18 protein-coding genes are annotated in these 18,714 nt (G+C 46.8%); 12 read left to right on the forward strand and 6 right to left on the reverse strand.

Features of this window, described 5'->3' with window-relative positions; all coding sequences use genetic code 11:
• Positions 1-3: 3 nt before the first annotated feature.
• Positions 4-486, forward strand: coding sequence for a hypothetical protein (locus NSQ38_RS18735; RefSeq protein WP_339783419.1), 483 nt, complete (start codon positions 4-6; stop codon positions 484-486).
• A gap of 224 nt (positions 487-710) precedes the next feature.
• Positions 711-1,412, forward strand: a complete 702-nt coding sequence (locus NSQ38_RS18740) for a M50 family metallopeptidase (protein WP_339783421.1) — start codon at positions 711-713, stop codon at positions 1,410-1,412.
• Between the two features lie 115 nt (positions 1,413-1,527).
• On the opposite strand, the gene NSQ38_RS18745 is transcribed toward NSQ38_RS18740, so the two are convergent.
• From NSQ38_RS18745 to NSQ38_RS18765, 5 genes are all read right to left on the reverse strand, one after another.
• Positions 1,528-1,899: a DUF4363 family protein gene (locus tag NSQ38_RS18745; RefSeq protein ID WP_091029627.1), complete on the reverse strand. Its 372-nt coding sequence runs from the start codon at positions 1,897-1,899 to the stop codon at positions 1,528-1,530.
• Positions 1,900-1,925: 26 nt separating this feature from the next.
• Positions 1,926-2,654, reverse strand: coding sequence for a DUF421 domain-containing protein (locus NSQ38_RS18750; protein ID WP_091029630.1), 729 nt, complete (start codon positions 2,652-2,654; stop codon positions 1,926-1,928).
• 346 nt (positions 2,655-3,000) lie between these two features.
• A complete protein-coding gene (locus NSQ38_RS18755) occupies positions 3,001-3,864 on the reverse strand; it encodes an SDR family oxidoreductase (protein ID WP_091029632.1) in 864 nt (287 codons plus the stop codon).
• Positions 3,861-4,928 (reverse strand): mannonate dehydratase, encoded by a 1,068-nt coding sequence (gene uxuA, locus NSQ38_RS18760; RefSeq protein ID WP_091029633.1) that lies wholly within the window; start codon positions 4,926-4,928, stop codon positions 3,861-3,863. The genes NSQ38_RS18755 and uxuA overlap by 4 nt, the downstream gene beginning before the upstream one ends.
• Before the next feature lie 40 nt (positions 4,929-4,968).
• Positions 4,969-5,646 (reverse strand): GntR family transcriptional regulator, encoded by a 678-nt coding sequence (locus NSQ38_RS18765; RefSeq protein ID WP_339790591.1) that lies wholly within the window; start codon positions 5,644-5,646, stop codon positions 4,969-4,971.
• A gap of 269 nt (positions 5,647-5,915) precedes the next feature.
• On the opposite strand from NSQ38_RS18765, the gene NSQ38_RS18770 reads away from it, so the two are divergent.
• Together NSQ38_RS18770 and NSQ38_RS18775 are read left to right on the forward strand one after the other, a co-directional pair.
• Positions 5,916-6,218, forward strand: a complete 303-nt coding sequence (locus NSQ38_RS18770; RefSeq protein ID WP_017688208.1) for a metalloregulator ArsR/SmtB family transcription factor — start codon at positions 5,916-5,918, stop codon at positions 6,216-6,218.
• Between the two features lie 90 nt (positions 6,219-6,308).
• Entirely contained in the window at positions 6,309-7,712 is a 1,404-nt protein-coding gene (locus NSQ38_RS18775; RefSeq protein ID WP_339783423.1) for an aldehyde dehydrogenase, read from the forward strand.
• A 31-nt stretch (positions 7,713-7,743) separates the two neighbouring features.
• On the opposite strand, the gene NSQ38_RS18780 is transcribed toward NSQ38_RS18775, so the two are convergent.
• Positions 7,744-8,655 carry an AraC family transcriptional regulator gene (locus tag NSQ38_RS18780; protein ID WP_338587069.1) on the reverse strand — a complete coding sequence of 304 codons (912 nt, stop codon included), beginning with the start codon at positions 8,653-8,655 and terminating at the stop codon, positions 7,744-7,746.
• A 365-nt stretch (positions 8,656-9,020) separates the two neighbouring features.
• Here NSQ38_RS18780 and NSQ38_RS18785 point away from each other — a divergent pair, with 365 nt between their 5' ends.
• The 8 genes from NSQ38_RS18785 to poxB all read left to right on the forward strand — a co-directional run bounded on the left by NSQ38_RS18785 (position 9,021) and on the right by poxB (position 18,710).
• Complete coding sequence (locus NSQ38_RS18785; protein WP_339783425.1) at positions 9,021-11,210, forward strand: glycoside hydrolase family 52 protein; 2,190 nt, start codon at positions 9,021-9,023, stop codon at positions 11,208-11,210.
• Positions 11,207-13,354: an alpha-glucuronidase family glycosyl hydrolase gene (locus NSQ38_RS18790; protein ID WP_339783427.1), complete on the forward strand. Its 2,148-nt coding sequence runs from the start codon at positions 11,207-11,209 to the stop codon at positions 13,352-13,354. Before NSQ38_RS18785 ends, NSQ38_RS18790 begins: the two co-directional genes overlap by 4 nt.
• 83 nt (positions 13,355-13,437) lie before the next feature.
• Complete coding sequence (locus NSQ38_RS18795; protein WP_339783429.1) at positions 13,438-14,532, forward strand: NAD(P)-dependent alcohol dehydrogenase; 1,095 nt, start codon at positions 13,438-13,440, stop codon at positions 14,530-14,532.
• Between the two features lie 164 nt (positions 14,533-14,696).
• Positions 14,697-14,963, forward strand: a complete 267-nt coding sequence (locus NSQ38_RS18800; protein WP_026081056.1) for an HPr family phosphocarrier protein — start codon at positions 14,697-14,699, stop codon at positions 14,961-14,963.
• Positions 14,964-15,107: 144 nt separating this feature from the next.
• Positions 15,108-15,359 carry a type B 50S ribosomal protein L31 gene (locus NSQ38_RS18805; RefSeq protein ID WP_062834756.1) on the forward strand — a complete coding sequence of 84 codons (252 nt, stop codon included), beginning with the start codon at positions 15,108-15,110 and terminating at the stop codon, positions 15,357-15,359.
• 150 nt (positions 15,360-15,509) lie between these two features.
• On the forward strand, positions 15,510-15,815 hold the full coding sequence (locus tag NSQ38_RS18810; protein ID WP_091029652.1) for a Dabb family protein: 306 nt from the start codon (positions 15,510-15,512) through the stop codon (positions 15,813-15,815).
• 151 nt (positions 15,816-15,966) lie between these two features.
• Positions 15,967-16,728 carry an SDR family oxidoreductase gene (locus NSQ38_RS18815; protein WP_339783431.1) on the forward strand — a complete coding sequence of 254 codons (762 nt, stop codon included), beginning with the start codon at positions 15,967-15,969 and terminating at the stop codon, positions 16,726-16,728.
• A gap of 254 nt (positions 16,729-16,982) precedes the next feature.
• On the forward strand, positions 16,983-18,710 hold the full coding sequence (gene poxB, locus NSQ38_RS18820; protein WP_339783433.1) for a ubiquinone-dependent pyruvate dehydrogenase: 1,728 nt from the start codon (positions 16,983-16,985) through the stop codon (positions 18,708-18,710).
• The last annotated feature ends 4 nt before the right edge of the window (positions 18,711-18,714 follow it).

Consider the following 18,714-nt stretch of genomic DNA (forward strand, 5'->3'; position numbering starts at 1 on the left):
TGCATGAGTTTAAATGAGGAACATGAAGTGCTGTTAAGTGAACAGCCTGCCTATCTGTGGAGACGACGTAAGCTGGAGCTGATGCACTGGACGGAACGTGACAAACATACGGTATCCGCGAAGAAAACAGAGATTTGGAACGGTGTTGAAGTCGATGCCGAACTTGTGAAAGCATTGTCCATACTTCAGAGTGCGGGCGTGAGGACGGAATTTTCATGTGCAGGGGTGAGTCCGCTTGATGAACCTGTCGATCATTCCCTGTATGCTTATGTTACCCTGATACAAAGTGAAGTTGCAGATCAATTCGTTCACTATGCGCTCCGTCGGATGCGGAACCGACTGCTCGTTACGCTAGAGACCGAAAAGGGCCGCTATGATCTATCTTCTTTTTTCATTGGACACAATCGGAGCTTCTGCTGGTGGATGGAGCACTGCGCCTTACAGTTCGGAAGCCGAAACGAATCGAGTGAAAAAAGCGTAGTATAAGTGCGTGTTCAAAAAGATCGGTTTTCAGTACCAAGAAGATGGAATGAAGCTAGAAATGGAGTAGCGGAGCGTAGGAAACTACGTGAGCAACGGACATTTCGGCTGAATGCCATATTCGACGCTGATGATGCCTTTAGGCATCCTTCGTAATCAAAAGCGGACTTTTTGAACAACCTCTATAAAGGATAGGCTTGTTTATTTGAAGGTAAAGGAGGTATGGTCGATTGAATAAGTGGATCAAAACGATACTGTTCCTACTAGGCTCCGTCTTTCTTACACGATTCATTCCATTTTCGTCCTTGTTCCGTAACCTGGATACGATGATTCACGAATTCGGTCATGCACTAATGACACTTGTATTGTCCGGTAAAGTGCTACGCATTGAATTGTACGCTGATCATAGTGGTGTAACTTACTCTTCCATGCTGACGCCAGGCAGATCGGTCCTGGTTTCTCTGGCGGGATATATCAGTGCATCACTGTTCGCCTGGCTGTTGTTTTACTTATACCGCAAAGGCTTGCACATGTGGGGACTCGGTATTATGACGGCTGTCGCTCTGGTGTCGCTCCTGTTATATGTAAGAGGGGAGTTCGGTATGTTATGGCTGACCGGGTTTATCGTTCTGAATGTGGTCATTATGATTTTTGGCGCTAAGATCGTGAAGTTCTATTATCTGTTACTGGCGTTTCTTACACTGGAAGAGTCAGTCGTTAGTGCTGTATACGTTGGATTTATGTCCTGGACTCAGCCTTCACGGGCAGGGGATGCAGCGAATCTCGCTCAGCAGACATTCCTTCCCGCGTTGTTCTGGGGCACGCTGTTTGCTTTGTTTGCACTGTGGTGTGCCAAGGGAGCACTCGGTCTCTTTTTCCGCAAAGAAGGCACTTCGCGATCGTCACGTTCTCGGGGATTACGAAGAGCGTAACGGTTATAAAGGTATACAAAGCAAAAAAAGGCACTTCCTTTCTTCATGAAAGGAGAGTGCCTTTTGCTTTTGGACGTACATCTGATATTGAAGTCTGATATTAAAGATATTGAACTTAATCTCCAAGATTATCCCATAACACATAAAAGTAATAAATCTCTTCCATAATCGCCTTATCATCCTCTGCCGCAACGCCGCCCTTGATCCGAGCAAGCGTGCCCAGAATATCATATATCGTTTCACGTTCCACACTGAACTGAATGCGGTTAACGACCTTATCCCAAGCTTGCATTGCGTAATTAACTTGAGACTTGGCTTCAGTCCATTGTTTTCCCTCAACCTGTTTCTCTAACGTTTGTATAGATTCAAGCAAGCGATCATCGTTGCCAAAGGGCTTTTTGAGAAAGGCTCCGCTAGCCATAATCGCAACGAATACAAGAATGAGGAAGATCGGAAGCACATATAGCAGCCAGAAACGCGTTTTCATTCAACCGCCTCCTTCATGTAAAGAGTTTAGAAAGGCCCCTCATAATCGCCCATATCGATTTTTTCGGTGATCTTATCCTTGAACAGGTCCACATACAATTTGTCATTGGGTAATATGGCGGCAAAAGCGATATCCTGTATCGTAATGTTTTGCTTTTTCAGCTGTTCACTGAGCCAATTAATATCTTTGTGTCTTTCCTCAAGATTTTGCTTAATCAGCAGGCCATCAATGATAATCTCGGTCATCAGCTTGCTCTTCGGCGGGTGCATATGCATGTCTTTTGCGGTTACCGGTTGATTCTCAGGTTTCAAAACAACCGAGAGGCTGCCATCCGGTTCCAGAATCGCATAATCTAACGTCGTAATATCAAATACATCCTTTTGCCGCAGCATCATGGTCAATTCATCAAATTTGACTCGCATTTTACTCAGGTTCTGTTCGAGAATTTTACCGTTCTGGATGATCAATGTGGGATCTGAGTCCATTAATTTGGAGATGGTGCGATTCTTCAGCGTAATATACTGAAAGATGATCGTAATGATTGTGAAAATGGTCAAGGCCACAAAATGAATCCAGGCCTTGGACGAGAGATCGGTTGCAAACGTACCTGCAATGGAACCGATTGTGATGCCGTTAATGTAATCAAAATACGTCAAGTTACCCATCTGCTGTTTGCCCAGCACCCTTGTATAGATGATCAGGGTCAGAAAGGCAATAATAGACCGTACGGCAACAACCCATGTTTCTTCCATCATATATGTATCACCTTCCTTTATTTCACCGTAGCTGTATTATGAGGTTGTTTAAAAAGTTTGCTTTTGAACATGCATTATAACAAGCTTCTCCTATGCTAGATGATCTTATGCTTGAACGCAAAAAACCGAAACCTGGGTATGTATCCCAAGCTTCGGTCTCTATAAATTCTCTATATTAGTTGAACTGATTCATTTGCACGTAACGGAGAGGAAAGAAAAAACCTGAAAAAGCGAAGCGCTCGCCTTTATTCCCGGATTTCTCCTTCGGAGAAGTGAATCGATAAAATCTGGGGATAACAGCGATTGGAAGGTTGTTCTTTCATCGGAGTGTCTGTGTAAGAAATCGTTAAACACCGGAATATGCCATAAATCCGCCATCTACCGGAATGACTGTGCCAGTGACAAAGCCGGACTGTCTTTCATCCGCAAGCCACATTAATGTGCCAAGCAGGTCTTCCGGTTTGCCAAAGCGGCGCATGGGTGTATGCGCAATAATTTTACTGGAACGTTCCGTTGGTGAGCCGTCTGGTTGCAGTAATAGATTACGGTTTTGCTCGGTCAGGAAAAATCCGGGTGCAATAGCGTTGACACGAATACCGGATTCGGCCAGATGAACGGCGAGCCACTGCGTGAAGTTGTTAATGGCTGCCTTCGCAGCGCTGTAAGCTGGAACTTTCGTCATGGGCGATGGGGCGCTCATGGAAGAAATGTTTATGACTGTAGCGGGAACATCGCGCTCTATCATATGTTTTGCAAAGATCTGAGTGGGGATGAGAGAACCGACAAAATTCAGATCCATCACCTGACGAAATCCCTCTACACTTACATCAAAAAATGTAGTGACATCGCTCTTTTCCAGATCTTCCAATCTGAAAATTTCATTTGTGGTGTTGGCACTGGCGTTATTGCCACCCGCGCCATTGATCAGAATATCACATGGTCCGAGCTGTTCCAGTACCGCATCTGCCGCTGCTTGCACACTATCGGCCTGGGTTACGTCACAGGCAATCGCAATCGCTCTGCCACCGGCAGCTTCAATCGCAGCTACAACTTCCTGCCCCTTGGACACAGTGCGGTTCAGGATGGCTACACTTGCACCGTGCCGAGCGAGTTCTTCCGCCATGGAGCGGCATAATACTCCGGCACCTCCGGTGATTACAGCCGTTCTGCCTTCGAGACGAGATGAGCGTTCATATTGACGTTCACTCATGCTTTTGCCCTCCTTTGCAGGGAATCCCAGACGCCCCAGAGATACATGATCCCCAAAGCCCGGTCATAGAGTCCATAACCAGGTCGGCACTGTTCTCCCCAGAGATGACGACCGTGGTCGGGTCTTGCATAACCTTCATAACCGATATCGTGATAAGCCTCAACAACCCCTGCAATATCAACACTTCCATCCTGACTGCGATGTGAGGTTTCGATAAAGTCGCCGTTATCGTAGATTTTTACATTACGAATGTGGGCAAATGGAATCCGATCCTTGAACTCGTGTATCATCCCGATAATGTCATTATCAGCATTTGCTCCCAAAGAGCCACTGCATAACGTCACGCTGTTGTAAGGGCTATCATAAAGATTCAAATATTTCCGAACATTCTCCTGACTTGTAATAATCTTTGGTAATCCAAAGATTGGCCATGGCGGGTCATCCGGATGGATGGCCATTCGAATCCCCAGCCGTTCGGCTGTAGGAATAATCTCTTGCAGGAAATAACGTGCGTGCTCCCACATATGATCCTCGGTTACATCCTTGTAGGCTTCGAACAGACCTGTTAAATACTGCAATCGTTCCGGTTCCCAACCTGGCATGGTGAGTGCGGAGTTCTCCGTAATGCGTCGAACGAGTTCTAGAGGTTCTATATCTGCGAGTTTACTGTGCTCATAGAAGAGGGCAGTTGAGCCATCCTCCATTTCCTTGTGCATATCCGTGCGAAGCCAGTCGAAGATCGGCATAAAGTTGTAACAGATGACCTTCACACCCACCTGAGCCAGTTTCTCCATTGTTTTAATATAATTTGCAATGTATTTATCCCTTGATGGCAGGCCCAACTTGATATCCTCATGGATGTTCACACTCTCAACGACATCCAGATGTAACCCGGCCTTGTCCGCTGCTGTTTTGACAGCGAGTATTTTGTCCATCGGCCATTCCTCGCCAGCAGGAACATCGTGCAGTGCCCACACAATACCTTCAACACCCGGAATCTGCCGGATATGATCCAGCGTTACCGTATCATTGCCTTCGCCGAACCAGCGAAAAACCATTCTCATCACGTTCACCTCATCATGAATAGTAGGAAGAAAAATTCAGTCATTGAAAATAGGAAGGATATGTATCCTGCAGGACAGCCAAATCGGTGACAGTTAAATGCAAATGTTCCTGCATCAGTCGCTCTGCTGTGTCGGCATCATGCTGCTGAATGGCCTTGACCATAGACCGGTGCTGTTCAATTAGGTGATCCCACTGGTGGTCCGAGGACAGGCGTAACATGCGACTTCGATTCAAATGTACATTCATCTGCTGGATAACAGTCCAGGTGTTGCTTTTGTTGCAGCCTGCAAAAAGAGTGCTATGGAATTCCTCATCCAATTGGAACATTCGTTCATCATCCGGTTTGACCCTGCATTCCTGTTGCCACGCAAGGTTCTGTTCAAGAGCTACCATCTGTTCGTTCGGAAAGTTCTCGCAGGCTAGCCTGATGACGGCTCGTTCGAGCTGTTCACGCATGAACCGTGCTTCCTCAACGAGATCAACCTGAATCAGAGAGACGTATGTGCCACGCTGTGGATACACTTCCAGCAGACCTTCCTGAGCAAGCCTTACAAAACTTTCTCGAACAGGTGTCCGGCTGACCTGGAACTCCAGCGAAATTTCCTTCTCGGAAATAGCTGTTCCCGGAGGCATTTTTAGACTCAAAATGTATTGTTTCAGCGTGAAGTAAACGATATCTCGCGTTGAGTAAGATTGCTGCTTATTCATGGAAGACATACTGCTCGCAACAGGCAACAAACCAGCTTTGGATGATAACTTTGGGGTATATTCCACAACTTCAACTCCTTCATTGATATACTACCATACTTGTATGGTAGTATGGAAGCGCTTTATCGGCATTATATTAAATTTAGTTGATGGTTCACTTGCAGTTCAAGTGAATAAAGAGTACAATTCTGTTATTAGGTTCAAATGTTTAAACCAACAGACGTCAAACAGAGAAAATATACGCAGAAATATTGAAGAAATAGTACAGAGGTGAAACCATGGGACAAAAAGCAATTAGCGTTTTTCAAACCTGTATCCCGTTATTTCAGGTGTTAAGTGACAACCATCGTCAATCCATTTTGCTGACACTCACCGAGAAGGGTAGAATGACAGTGAATGAAATTACCGAACAGTCCAGCCTATCCCGACCAGCCATATCTCATCATCTCAAGCTGTTGTTAGAGAAGGGGCTAATATCTGTGGAACAGAAGGGCACACAGCGATATTATTCGGCTTCATTGAATGCATCGGTGGAACTGCTGAAGGAATTGGTAGCTGCTTTGGAAGAAGAGTGTCTGTAGATTAAAAGTGATAAAACATGCTTTTGCATGTGCCTTATAGGTTCGTAAGTTTAAACGCTTAATCAATAATAAATAGAGGAGTATGTATATATGACAACAACTATACAGGAAGTAACCAGTCAGGAAGTTGAACAGATTTTGGAGCAGCAACGAAAGTTTTTTCGTTCCGGGGCCACACGATCGGCAGAAGCTAGAATTGCCCGTCTGAACCAACTCAAGCAGGCGATTCAAAAGTATGAGACCAGACTGACTGAAGCTCTCTATCAGGATTTGGGCAAAAGTGAGTTCGAATCCTACACAACCGAGATCGGATTTATGATGGACAGCATCACACACACCATTCGTAAAGTGAATAAATGGGTGAAGCCCGTTAAAGTAAAAACGCAGATGGCTCTCCTTGGTTCGAAAAGTTATATCATACCCGAACCCTACGGGGCGGTTCTGATTATCGGACCGTTTAATTATCCTTTTCAACTCTTAATCGAACCATTGGTAGGTGCGATTGCAGCAGGTAACACAGCCGTGCTCAAAGCATCAGAGAATACACCTGCGGTGTCGGCTGTTGTACGTGAGATGATTGCGAGTGTGTTCGAACCGGCTTACGTACAAGTGCTTGACGGTGCAAAAGACACAACGACAGCGCTGATTAACGCGCCATTCGACTATATCTTTTTTACAGGCAGTGTGCCGGTAGGCAAGATTGTGATGGAGGCAGCTGCCAAAAATCTCGTTCCCGTTACGTTGGAACTGGGCGGTAAGAGTCCGGTCATTGTTGATGAACAGGCGGATATCAAAGTAGCTGCGGAGCGCATTATATGGGGCAAACTGCTCAATACAGGACAGACCTGTATCGCACCCGATTATTTGCTCGTACATGAGCGCGTGAAGGAACCGTTAATTACGGAGATGAAAGCAGCGATTGTGTCCTTCTTTGGTTCGGATATCCAGCACAACAAGGACTATGGGCGAATCGTGAACAAGGGACATTTTAAACGTCTGACAACTTTGATTGAGCGGGATCAGGCCAAAGTGATCTATGGGGGAGCTTCGGATGAGGAAGATCGCTTTATTGAACCAACACTGATTGATGCGGAGTCTTGGGATGCAGCAACGATGGAAGATGAGATTTTTGGACCGATTCTGCCGATCATTAGCTACCGTAACCTGGATGAAGCCATTGTAGAGATCGTAAAGCGGCCGAAACCACTCGCCTTGTATCTGTTTACTTCCGACACCCGGGTTCAGGACAAAGTGCTGCGCGAAGTTTCTTTTGGAGGCGGCTGCATTAACGATACCATCACGCATGTTGCGAATCCGCGTCTGCCGTTTGGCGGTGTTGGTCATTCCGGTGTTGGTTCGTATCATGGGCAGTACAGCTTCGAAACCTTCTCTCATCTCAAAAGTGTACTGAAAAAAAGCACCAAATTGAATCTGCCGATTCTGTATCCACCGTATGATAACAAGCTGAAGCTGATTAAGCGTTTGTTGAAATAAATAAGAAAGACAAAAAGCCTGCTACTGGACCTTATTCCAGAGCAGGCTGTTCCTGTCGGTAACGGGAGGGTGACATGCCGGACCAGCGCTTGAATTGACGACTGAAATGGGCAATATCCTTATAACCAAGCATGACGGCAATATTCTGAACAGACAGCTTCGGATTGCCCAGAAGAAGCTTCGCTTCATGCAAAACCAACTGGGACAATACAGCACGTGGAGACTGACCAAACACCTGTTTGAACACGCGATTACAGTGAGAAGAACTGATGCCCAGCTCTGCTGCAATGTCATCAATGCCATAGTGACCGTTGGACTCGTGTCCCTGTTTGAATTGCTGACTCATCAGGCCTTGCAATCGATTACGAATCTGGTGGGCGAGTTCGATCTTTTCATGTCCGTCGGTAAACCATTGCGCTGCCTCTTGCGAGACCGCCTCCCACAGATGGCCAAATAGTTCAAATACCGCAGATTGCAGCTGCATACGCTGTACCATCGTATTGGCTGTTTCATCATCCGCTGATGACATCAATTTGCGCAAAACCGGCTCGATCTGCTGTGTAACCGGACTATCCGCACTGAATCGCACTTGTTTGATGCGTGCCAGCAACGATAGGAACAATTGATCATCAATGTCAAAATGCATGCAAAAATACGTGAATCCCTTGCCGTTATGGCTCTGGCTGGAATGAATGCTTCCCGGAGGAATCAGGAGCAGTTCGCCAGCCTTTTGAATGTATAGGGTACCATTCACCATCATGCGTTGCTCGCCTTCCGTGACATAATTCAATTCATATTGAGGGTGCTCATGCGCCGGATAATCCCAGTCCATACCCACACTTCGTAAATGAATGGCGAACAGATTAACCGTTGTTTGCACATCTGGATAAAAAACTTCATGGACACTTTCTCCCAAAGTAGGAGGCAAGTACGTTGAAGACATGGAAGATTCCTCCCTTTATAGAGGTTGTTCAAAAAAAGAGCTTTTGATTACGTAGGATGCCTAGTGGCATCATCAGCATCGAATATGGCATTCAGCCGAAATGTCCGTTGCTCACGTAGCTCTATCTACGCTCCGCTACTCCATTTCTAGCTTCATCCCATCTTCTTGGTACTGAAAACCACTCTTTTTGAACTCGAATTTATATCAAATGGAATGGTTTTGTGTAACCGCTTTAATCCATTATAGTCTATCAGCTTGATTTGGGTAAATATCCGATTGATTTGATCATGGTCTGAGGTGGAACCACGTGTTAGGATGGGGCTAATGAAAACGCATGCAATCCATTTTGAGAGGGGTTATGATTCGTGAGCACATCCAAATCCATCTTTTATAATGCACATCACGCACCGATTGGTGCTTTTGCGAGTTTTACACTGGGATACAAAGGAGCCAAAGGCGGGCTGGGTCTTGAACTTGGCAAGCCGGCAGACCAGAATGTATATATTGGATTACAATCTCGCGATGGCGACAATTATCAGGCACTTCCTTTTTATGAAGCTTCCGAGGATGAGAGCAGCCGCTATGATGTAGAGAAGTTGGAGAATGGGGGCACGGCGTCGACAACAGCGTCCAAAGTTCCACAACCTCTTATTACGGCTTTTCGCGATGACGATATTATCCGTGAATTCACCTCAGGTACGGATACATGGACTGCTGGAGATCTGACGTTCCGTATCTACTCGCCTGTTCGTCCAGTACCTGATCCAACGAATGGGGATCGTGAAGAATTAATGGATGCACTCGTACCTGCCGTATTGGTGGAGATGACGATTGACAATACACAAGGTCAACAACGACGCAAAGCCTACTTTGGCTATCAGGGCAATGATCCGTACTCTGCGATGCGTCTGATCGGGGGACCGGAAGGTGGCTCCATCACAGGTGTGGGACAAGGTCGACTTACAGCAATTATGTCAGCAGATGACGGACTGTGGCCCGCACGTGGATTTACGCTGGAGAAACTCTTGCAAGAGAAACATCGGGAGAATCTGGCATTTGGACTTGGCTCAACCGCTGCACTACTGATGGAGGTGCCGGCTGGAGAGAAACGTACGTATCAATTCGCAGTATGTTTCTATCGCGGGGGCATTGTGACGACCGGAATGGACACAACGTATTGGTATACGCGGTATTTCGCCGATATTCAGGCAGCAGGCGAGTATGCACTACAACGCTTCAGTGAATTGACAGCTTCCTGTGGAGAGGTTGAACAGCGCCTTGGATCGGCTGCTTTGACCGAAGATCAATCATTCATGCTGGCTCATTCCATTCACAGCTATTATGCCAGTACTCAACTGCTGGATGCCGATGGTGAGCCACTCTGGGTGGTGAACGAAGGGGAGTATCGGATGATGAACACACTTGATCTGACAGCTGATCAGTTGTACTTCGAGCTTGCCTTGAATCCATGGACGGTGCGTAATGAGCTGGAGTGGTTTGTGAAACGATACAGTTATACGGATCAGGTTCGTTTCCCGGGGGAAGAAAAGCTATATCCGGGCGGAATTACCTTTACCCATGATATTGGTGTTGCCAATGTGTTCTCACGCCCTGGACACTCGGCATATGAACTGGTTGGCATTGACGACTGCTTCTCACAGATGAGTCACGAAGAACTGGTGAACTGGCTCTGCTGCGCGACAGTGTACATTGAACAGACACAGGATCAAGCTTTTGTGAAAAATATGTTGCCTGTTATCCAGGATTGCTTCGAAAGTATGCTTAATCGTGACCATCCTAACGCTGAGCAGCGTAACGGCCTGATGGGTCTGGATAGCAGCCGTACCCAAGGTGGAGCGGAGATTACAACCTATGATAGCCTGGATGTGTCACTTGGACAGTCTCGCAATAATATCTATCTGGCGGGTAAATGTTGGGCGGTCTATGTTGCATTGGAGAAGCTGTTCGCAACTGAGAAGTTGGCCGATCTGTCCCATCAAGCAGGGCTTCAAGCGGATCGCTGCGCTGCCAGTATTGCTGCACAGTTGACTGATGGCGGCTACATTCCAGCTGTAATTGCAGAAAATAATGATTCTCGAATCATTCCGGCGATTGAAGGTTTGGTGTTCCCGTACTTTACAGGCTGTGAAGCAGCACTGGATGTCAATGGTCGTTTTGGACCTTATCTGAAAGCTCTCCAAACTCATCTGAAGACGATTCTTGTACCGGGAACATGCCTGTTCGAAGATGGAGGATGGAAACTGTCCTCAACAAGTAATAACTCGTGGTTAAGCAAAATCTATTTGTCCCAGTTTATCGCTAGAGAGCTGCTGGATGTGGAATGGGATGAGACAGGCAAGGCAGCAGACGCGGCTCATGTCAACTGGCTGCTGCATCCGGAGGAATCCTACTGGTGCTGGAGCGACCAGATCCTGTCTGGTGTAGCGGTTGGCAGCAAGTACTATCCGCGTGGTGTAACGTCGATTCTATGGCTACTCGAAGGAAAAGGGAATCGCCTTGCGCAGATCTATGCCAGTAAGGAGGCGGTACAATGAACCAATCCGTCGTTCAAACTGCCTTGTCAGGTCCACAGTACGATGCGTGGCTGGGGTATCACTCCGAATTGCCAAGAGCGAATGGACTTGCCCAAAAGACGGCTCCTGCGTGGAGCAAGCGGATACTCGCGGAAGAGAACCATGGAGTAATCACAACAGCTCTGACCGAACTTTCACGAGGACTGGAGAAGTTGTATGGCGTGAAACCGTCGGTCAGTCATCTGTCTGATACTCAGCAAAGTGAGCGGGACAATAACACTTCCGCTCCCGCGATACGAATCGGTACTTGGACAGGAAGCAATTCGGTGGCTGGTTCGTTCAGTGAGAAAGAGCGTTCAACTGTTCAAGGAGAAGGGTACATCATTCGTGAGAACGAGACCGAGGGTGTACTGGTCATTGGTTCAGAGACCCCCCAAGGTGTGCTGTATGGTACATTCCATCTGCTTCGGGAACTGACAATGGATCAAGGAAGTGCAAGTAAGGCGGATGACGCTGTGAGCAAGTGGAGCTATATTACAGAGCAGCCTATCAATGCACTACGAATGATTAATCAGTGGGATAACGTGGACGGCAGTATTGAACGGGGTTACGCAGGAGACTCCATTTTCTACGATAACGGGGAATTTACGCTGGACTTGGGACGTATCCGGGATTACGCACGTTTACTCGCTTCCACGGGAATCAATGCTATATCGATCAACAACGTCAATGTACACCGCCGTGAGAGTCTGTTTCTGACCGAACGTTATCTTGGTGATGTGGCGAAAGTTGCCGCTGAATTCAGAGCATATGGCATTCGATTGTTCCTGAGCGCCAACTACGCAAGTCCAATTGAGATTGGTGGATTGCATACGGCAGATCCGCTGGATGCGAAGGTACGGGAATGGTGGAACATTCAAACGGCGAAGGTGTACGCAGCGATTCCGGATTTTGGTGGTTACCTGATCAAGGCAGACTCCGAGAATCGACCGGGACCGTTCACGTATAACCGTGATCATGCCGATGGTGCAAACATGCTGGCTGAAGCTCTTCGGCCATTCGGTGGATTGGTCATCTGGCGTTGCTTCGTCTATAACTGCAAGCAGGACTGGCGGGATCGTTCCACTGACCGTGCACGTGCAGCCTATGACCACTTTACGCCGCTGGACGGGCGTTTTGCCGAAAATGTCATTTTGCAGATCAAAAACGGGCCGATGGACTTTCAGGTGAGAGAGGCGGTATCCCCGCTGTTCGGCGCCATGGAAAATACAAATCAGGTGATTGAGTTTCAGATTACACAGGAGTATACCGGGCAACAGCGTCATCTCTGTTATCTGGTTCCCCAGTGGAAAGAAGTATTGGACTTTGACACATACGCCAAAGGCGAGGGTTCAGAGATCAAGCGAATCGCGGACGGTTCTCTGTATAAACGACCTCAGAGTGGCTTCGCCGCAGTATCCAATATTGGTGCAGATGCCTGTTGGACAGGACATCCACTCGCGCAGGCGAATCTATATGGATACGGAAGACTTGCGTGGAACCCGGAGCTGTCCGCGGAAGAGATTGCCGATGAGTGGGTGAGACTCACATTTGGACATGAAGACGAAGTTGTGCGGCAGGTTACGGGCATGCTTTTGACTTCATTAGATATCTATGAGAATTACACGGCGCCTCTCGGTGTGGGTTGGATGGTTAACCCGGAACATCATTACGGGCCGAATGTAGATGGATACGAGTATTCCAAATGGGGAACGTATCACTTTGCCGATTGTCATGGCATTGGTGTAGATCGAACCGTGAACAGCGGCACAGGATACACTTCACAGTATCACCCTGAGAATGCTGATCGTTATGAGTCCGTAGACACCTGTCCGGATGAGCTGATCTTGTTTTTCCATCACGTGCCGTACACCCATGTTCTGCATTCGGGTAGAACGGTCATTCAGCATATTTATGATACACACTTTGAAGGTGTTGTGCAGGCAGAGGCGTTAGCCGAGACATGGAGAGGGCTGGAGGGCAAAATCGACCCGGTTATTTTCAGTAAAGTAGCTTCATTACAGGACAACCAGGCCGAACATGCGAAGGAATGGCGGGACATGATCAATACGTACTTCTATCGGAAGAGCGGCATTGCGGATGAACAAGGTCGAACAATCTATTAAGTGGAATTACGGATGCAGATGAACTTGGCAATTAGGAAGGAAGAAAGAAGATACCTTATTTTCTTTGATGTAGAATAGACAGCATGGACATACATGAGGAGGAGATACGTGTGCGACAACATCAACTGCCAGAGACCATGAAAGCTGCTGTCATGACAGAGCCAGGACACATCATTATTGAGGAACAACCCGTCCCGCAACCAGCAGCGGATGAAGTGTTAATCCAGGTGATGGCTGTTGGGGTGTGTGGCTCGGATGTGCATTATTTTGAACATGGACGCATTGGCAGATTTGTGGTGGAAAAACCGATCATTCTGGGCCATGAGTGTGCGGGGATTATTGCTGCTGTTGGCTCGAACGTATCACGTCTGAAAATAGGGGATCGGGTTGCTATTGAACCCGGGGTGACTTGCGGACGGTGCACGGCATGCAAGGAAGGTCGTTATAACTTGTGTCCGGATGTACAATTTCTAGCGACCCCTCCGGTGGATGGGGCATTTGTACAATACATGGTGATACGTGAAGATATGGTATTCCCGATCCCTGATCATCTGTCTTATGAGGAAGCAGCTATGAACGAACCATTCTCCGTTGGTATTCACGCTGCACGCCGCAGCAAGTTGGCTCCGGGTACAACCCTGGCGATTATGGGTATGGGCCCAGTTGGACTCATGGCCGTGGCTGCTGCCAAATCTTTCGGCGTAGAGAAGATCATAGTTACGGATCTGGAGGAAGTTAGGCTGGAAGCCGCTCGCCGCATGGGTGCCACTCATACCATTAATGTGCGAAATGAAGATGCGCTGGCTGTGATTCGCGAGTTAACAAATGGTGTGGGTGTCGATACCTCATGGGAAACAGCAGGGAATCCGAAGGCGCTGCAATCCGCTCTGTATTCACTTCGACGTGGAGGCAAACTTGCAATTGTGGGCCTGCCTGCACAGGACGAGATCGCACTCAATGTTCCATTTATCGCGGACAATGAAGTTGATATCTATGGCATATTCCGTTATGCCAACACGTATCCGGCAGGGATTGAGTTCCTGAGCTCCGGCCAGCATGACGTGATGTCACTGATTACAGATCGTTATTCACTCGAAGAGACACAGCAGGCGATGGAGCGCGCATTACACAATAAAAGCGGCAGTCTGAAGGTCATGGTATATCCAAACGGCAGATAAGAGCAACGTGAAAGAGTCCGGCAGTTCAGGACTCTTTTTTGTTTTTTTGCAAAAAAAGTATGGGTCAAGCTCCCATAACATGGTATAATTCATGAAGATTTTAATATATAAAACGATACACACCATAACGGTGAATAAGTACTTAGCGAAAGGAACTGAAGGTTGTGAGAGTACATGAATTTATGATTCACGCTGATTTTCATCGGGATGATCTGATGTCGGTATCTTCTCAAGCGTCACGTTTTTCCTCGGATATTATTTTGTCGTATATGGAGTCTGAGCATGAGCATCGTGTAGATGTCAAAAGCCTGCTTGGAATGGCGTTACTTCCCATTCGATATGGTAGTGTTGTCAGATTACAGACAAGAGGCAGGGATGAACTGGAGGCTTTGGAGTACATGTTGAATGTACTGGAGAAAGGAACGGCGTGACACCTGATTATGTGCAAAATCACAGATATCATATTTTTTTTAGCTATTCCTCAAATCCTGCTGGTACTTTGTCCAAAAAAAGAGTATAATAAAATTTAGTTTGATTCTAAAGAAGTACCCATATTAAAGGAGTGTAAATAGATTATGCCAAAAGTTGACATCCATCCAAAGACACAACTCGTAATTTTTTACGATGCAAGTGCTGATTTCAAATTCCTGAGTTCTTCCACGAAGTTCTCTAACGAAACTATGGAATGGGAAGACGGTAACTCTTACCCAGTAATCCGTGTGGACACTAGTTCCGCATCCCACCCGTTCTTCACTGGTAAACAAAGAAACGTGGATATCGGTGGCCGTGTTGATAAATTTAACCGTAAATACAACATCAACAAATAAGTTTGTCCATACATTACAAAAAAACCTCGGGATTTGTCCTGAGGTTTTTTTGTGTACATTAAAAATTAATTCAACCAATTATTGCGCTTACAACACATTCGGATGTACACTAGGAAACAGAGTACGAACATATTGGAGGAGGAAATAGAGATGAGCAGCATCACACATATGGTAACGTTTACACTTTACGCGGGTAAAGATACACCGGAGGCCGAAGCCTTTTTGAAGGAAAGTTCGGATGCACTGGCTGTCATTCCTGGGGTAGAGCAATTTCAGGTTCTGAGACAGGTAAGTGAAAAGAATGAGTTTGACTACAGCTTCTCGATGGTCTTTGCAGATCAGGCTGCGTATGATGCATACAACAATCACCCGGTTCACCGTCAATATGTAGAAGATCGTTGGGAAAAGGAAGTCAGTCGCTTCCAGGAAATTGATCTCATTCAACATCATAATTAATAGTCTCCACATATAGGAAAAAAGTTGAACTACCATATACAGCATTGAACAATGCTGTATATCTCTCTGAATAACGCGTAATTAATGAACAAAAATAACATATTTCCGAAATCGTTTTCGAACAAATGAATTCTAGGAGGTTTTCGCTGTTATGCAATTGGATCTTTCAGGAAAAACGGCTCTGGTTACAGGCGCAACCGGACAACTGGGGCGAGTCATCGCCCGCACATTGGCAGCCTGTGGCGCCAATCTGGCTCTACATTACATAAATAATGATACCAAGGCTCGGGATCTTCAAAGTGAGATTGAAGCACTTGGTCGTAAGGCTGTAATTGTACAGGGGGATATTACCAAGCAGGATACAGCATTTCGGATGCGTGATGAAATTCAGCCTGTCCTTGGCGGAGTGGATATCGTTGTTGCCAATGCAGTCATTCAATATGAATGGACAACGGTGTTGGAACAGTCTCCTGAAGATTACTTGAGCCAGTTCGAATCCTGTGTCATGCAGAGTGTGTATCTTGCCAAAGCTTTCATTCCACATATGCAAAATATCAGAGCCGGTCGGTTCATTGGTATCAATACGGAATGTGCAATGCAAAACTTCGCTCATCAATCGGCCTACACCGCTGGTAAGCGTGGAATGGATGGCGTATATCGGGTGCTTGCCAAGGAGGTTGGAGAGTATCAGATTACCGTAAACCAGGTTGCACCTGGATGGACAATTAGTGAACGTGATCGATCCAGTGAGCCTGGACATGATGAGGCATATACTCGTACCGTGCCGCTGAAGCGCAGGGGTGAAGATCAAGAAATTGCCAATGCGGTAGCTTTTCTCGCTTCGGATCTGTCGTCATTTATCACGGGTGCCTACATCCCGGTAAGTGGTGGCAATGTAATGCCTGCTATCTAGTGTCTGATTTGGATTCGGGAATCCACATGAAATAACAATAAACCTAGTTTAACCGTAATCCGTTTGTCATTCGACAAGCGGATTTTTTGGCATTTTGCTAACAATGAAATAACGGTTCAAGGGGCGGTTTTTGTTCATATATCCAGAAATACATATGAGTTGGTTCGGTTTTCGGAAGATTGGGGTATAAGAATAGGTATATTAACCGAGTGGAAACATAATCAAAATGAGCAATTAAAGGAGACCCATCACTTATGAAAAAAACAGTCGCGGACGTTCTGGTTGAATCCTTATTGAACGCTGGCATCAAACGCATATATGGCATTGTTGGAGACTCTTTGAATGCGGTACTCGACTCCATTCGTCGTTCGGGCAAGATCGAGTGGATTCATGTACGTCATGAAGAAGTAGCTGCATTTGCTGCTGGGGCGGACGCTCAGGTCAGTGGAAGTATCGCTGTCTGCGCAGGTAGCAGTGGTCCTGGTAATATGCATCTGATTAATGGTCTGTACGACTGTCACCGCAATCGTGTTCCTGTACTCGCTATCGCTGCACATATCCCAAGTGACGAGATTGGCAGTGAATATTTTCAGGCGACGCATCCGGAGTATCTGTTCCAGGAATGTAGTGATTATTGTGAAGTCATTACAACAGCAAAACAGATGCCGCGTTCTCTGACGATGGCCATTCAGACAGCAGTCGCACGTTCAGGTGTGTCCGTCGTTGTATTGCCGGGGGATGTAGCAGGACTTGAAGCAGCGGATCTTCCTGTGCCTGAGCATGTGTATCACGCAACCAACCCCGTGGTACATCCTTCTGAGCCTGAACTCGTGAAACTGGCGGAGTATCTGAATCAAGGCAAAAAAATTACGTTATTGTGCGGTGCAGGCTGCGCGGGCGCTCGGGAACCCCTTATGCAGCTCTGTGATCGCTTGAAATCCCCGATGGTTATTGCGTTAAGAGGGAAGGAATATTTGGAGTATGACAACCCCTATTCCGTGGGTCTTACGGGTCTAATTGGGTATTCATCCGGTTATCATGCCATGATGGACTGTGATGTACTACTAATGCTGGGAACGGATTTCCCATATCGTCAATTCTATCCCGAAGATGCGAAAGTCCTTCAGGTCGACATTCAATCTTCCCATCTGGGTCGGCGCACGAAGCTGGATTACGGCGTATGTGGGGATGTGAAAGCGACCATTGAAACTTTGCTTCCTTATCTGACAGAGGAACACAGTGACAAACATTTGCGTAAAAGTGTGGATCGTTATGTGAAAGTACGCAAAGATCTGGACGAGCTGGCCGTTGGAAAACCGGGTAAAAAGCCCATCCATCCGCAGTACCTGACCAAGGTCATTAGTGATGCCGCAGCTGAAAATGCCATCTTCACCTGTGATGTCGGTACTCCGACAGTATGGGCGGCCCGTTATATCGAGATGAGCCGCAACCGCAGGCTGCTTGGTTCATTCAGTCATGGTACGATGGCCAATGCACTTCCACAAGCAATTGGTGCTCAGGTCGCTGATCCAGGCAGACAAGTCATCTCGTTATCGGGTGATGGTGGTATTACGATGTTGATGGGTGATTTGTTGACATTGAAACAGCATAATCTGCCGATCAAAGTTGTGGTGTTTAATAATGGAGCACTCGGTTTTGTTGAGCTGGAGATGAAAGCTGCCGGATTCCTGGAGTCCGGGACAGAGCTTGTAAATCCCAACTTTGCGATGGTTGCTCAGGCCATGGGCATGGAAGGTATTCGGGTTGAAGATCCGGATGATCTGGAAGGAGCTGTGCAGCGTGCGCTTCAGCATGATGGTCCTGTGTTGATTGACGTGGTGGTGAATCGTCAGGAATTGTCCTTACCTCCGAAGATTGATATCAAACAGGCGGAAGGATTCACGTTATGGATGATGAAAGCCGTGCTCAACGGACGCGGGGACGAAATTATTGAATTAGCAAAAACCAATTTGCTAAGATAGCCGT

The sequence above is a fragment of the Paenibacillus sp. FSL R7-0313 genome, assembly GCF_037969885.1.
Classification (GTDB): Bacteria; Bacillota; Bacilli; order Paenibacillales; family Paenibacillaceae; genus Paenibacillus.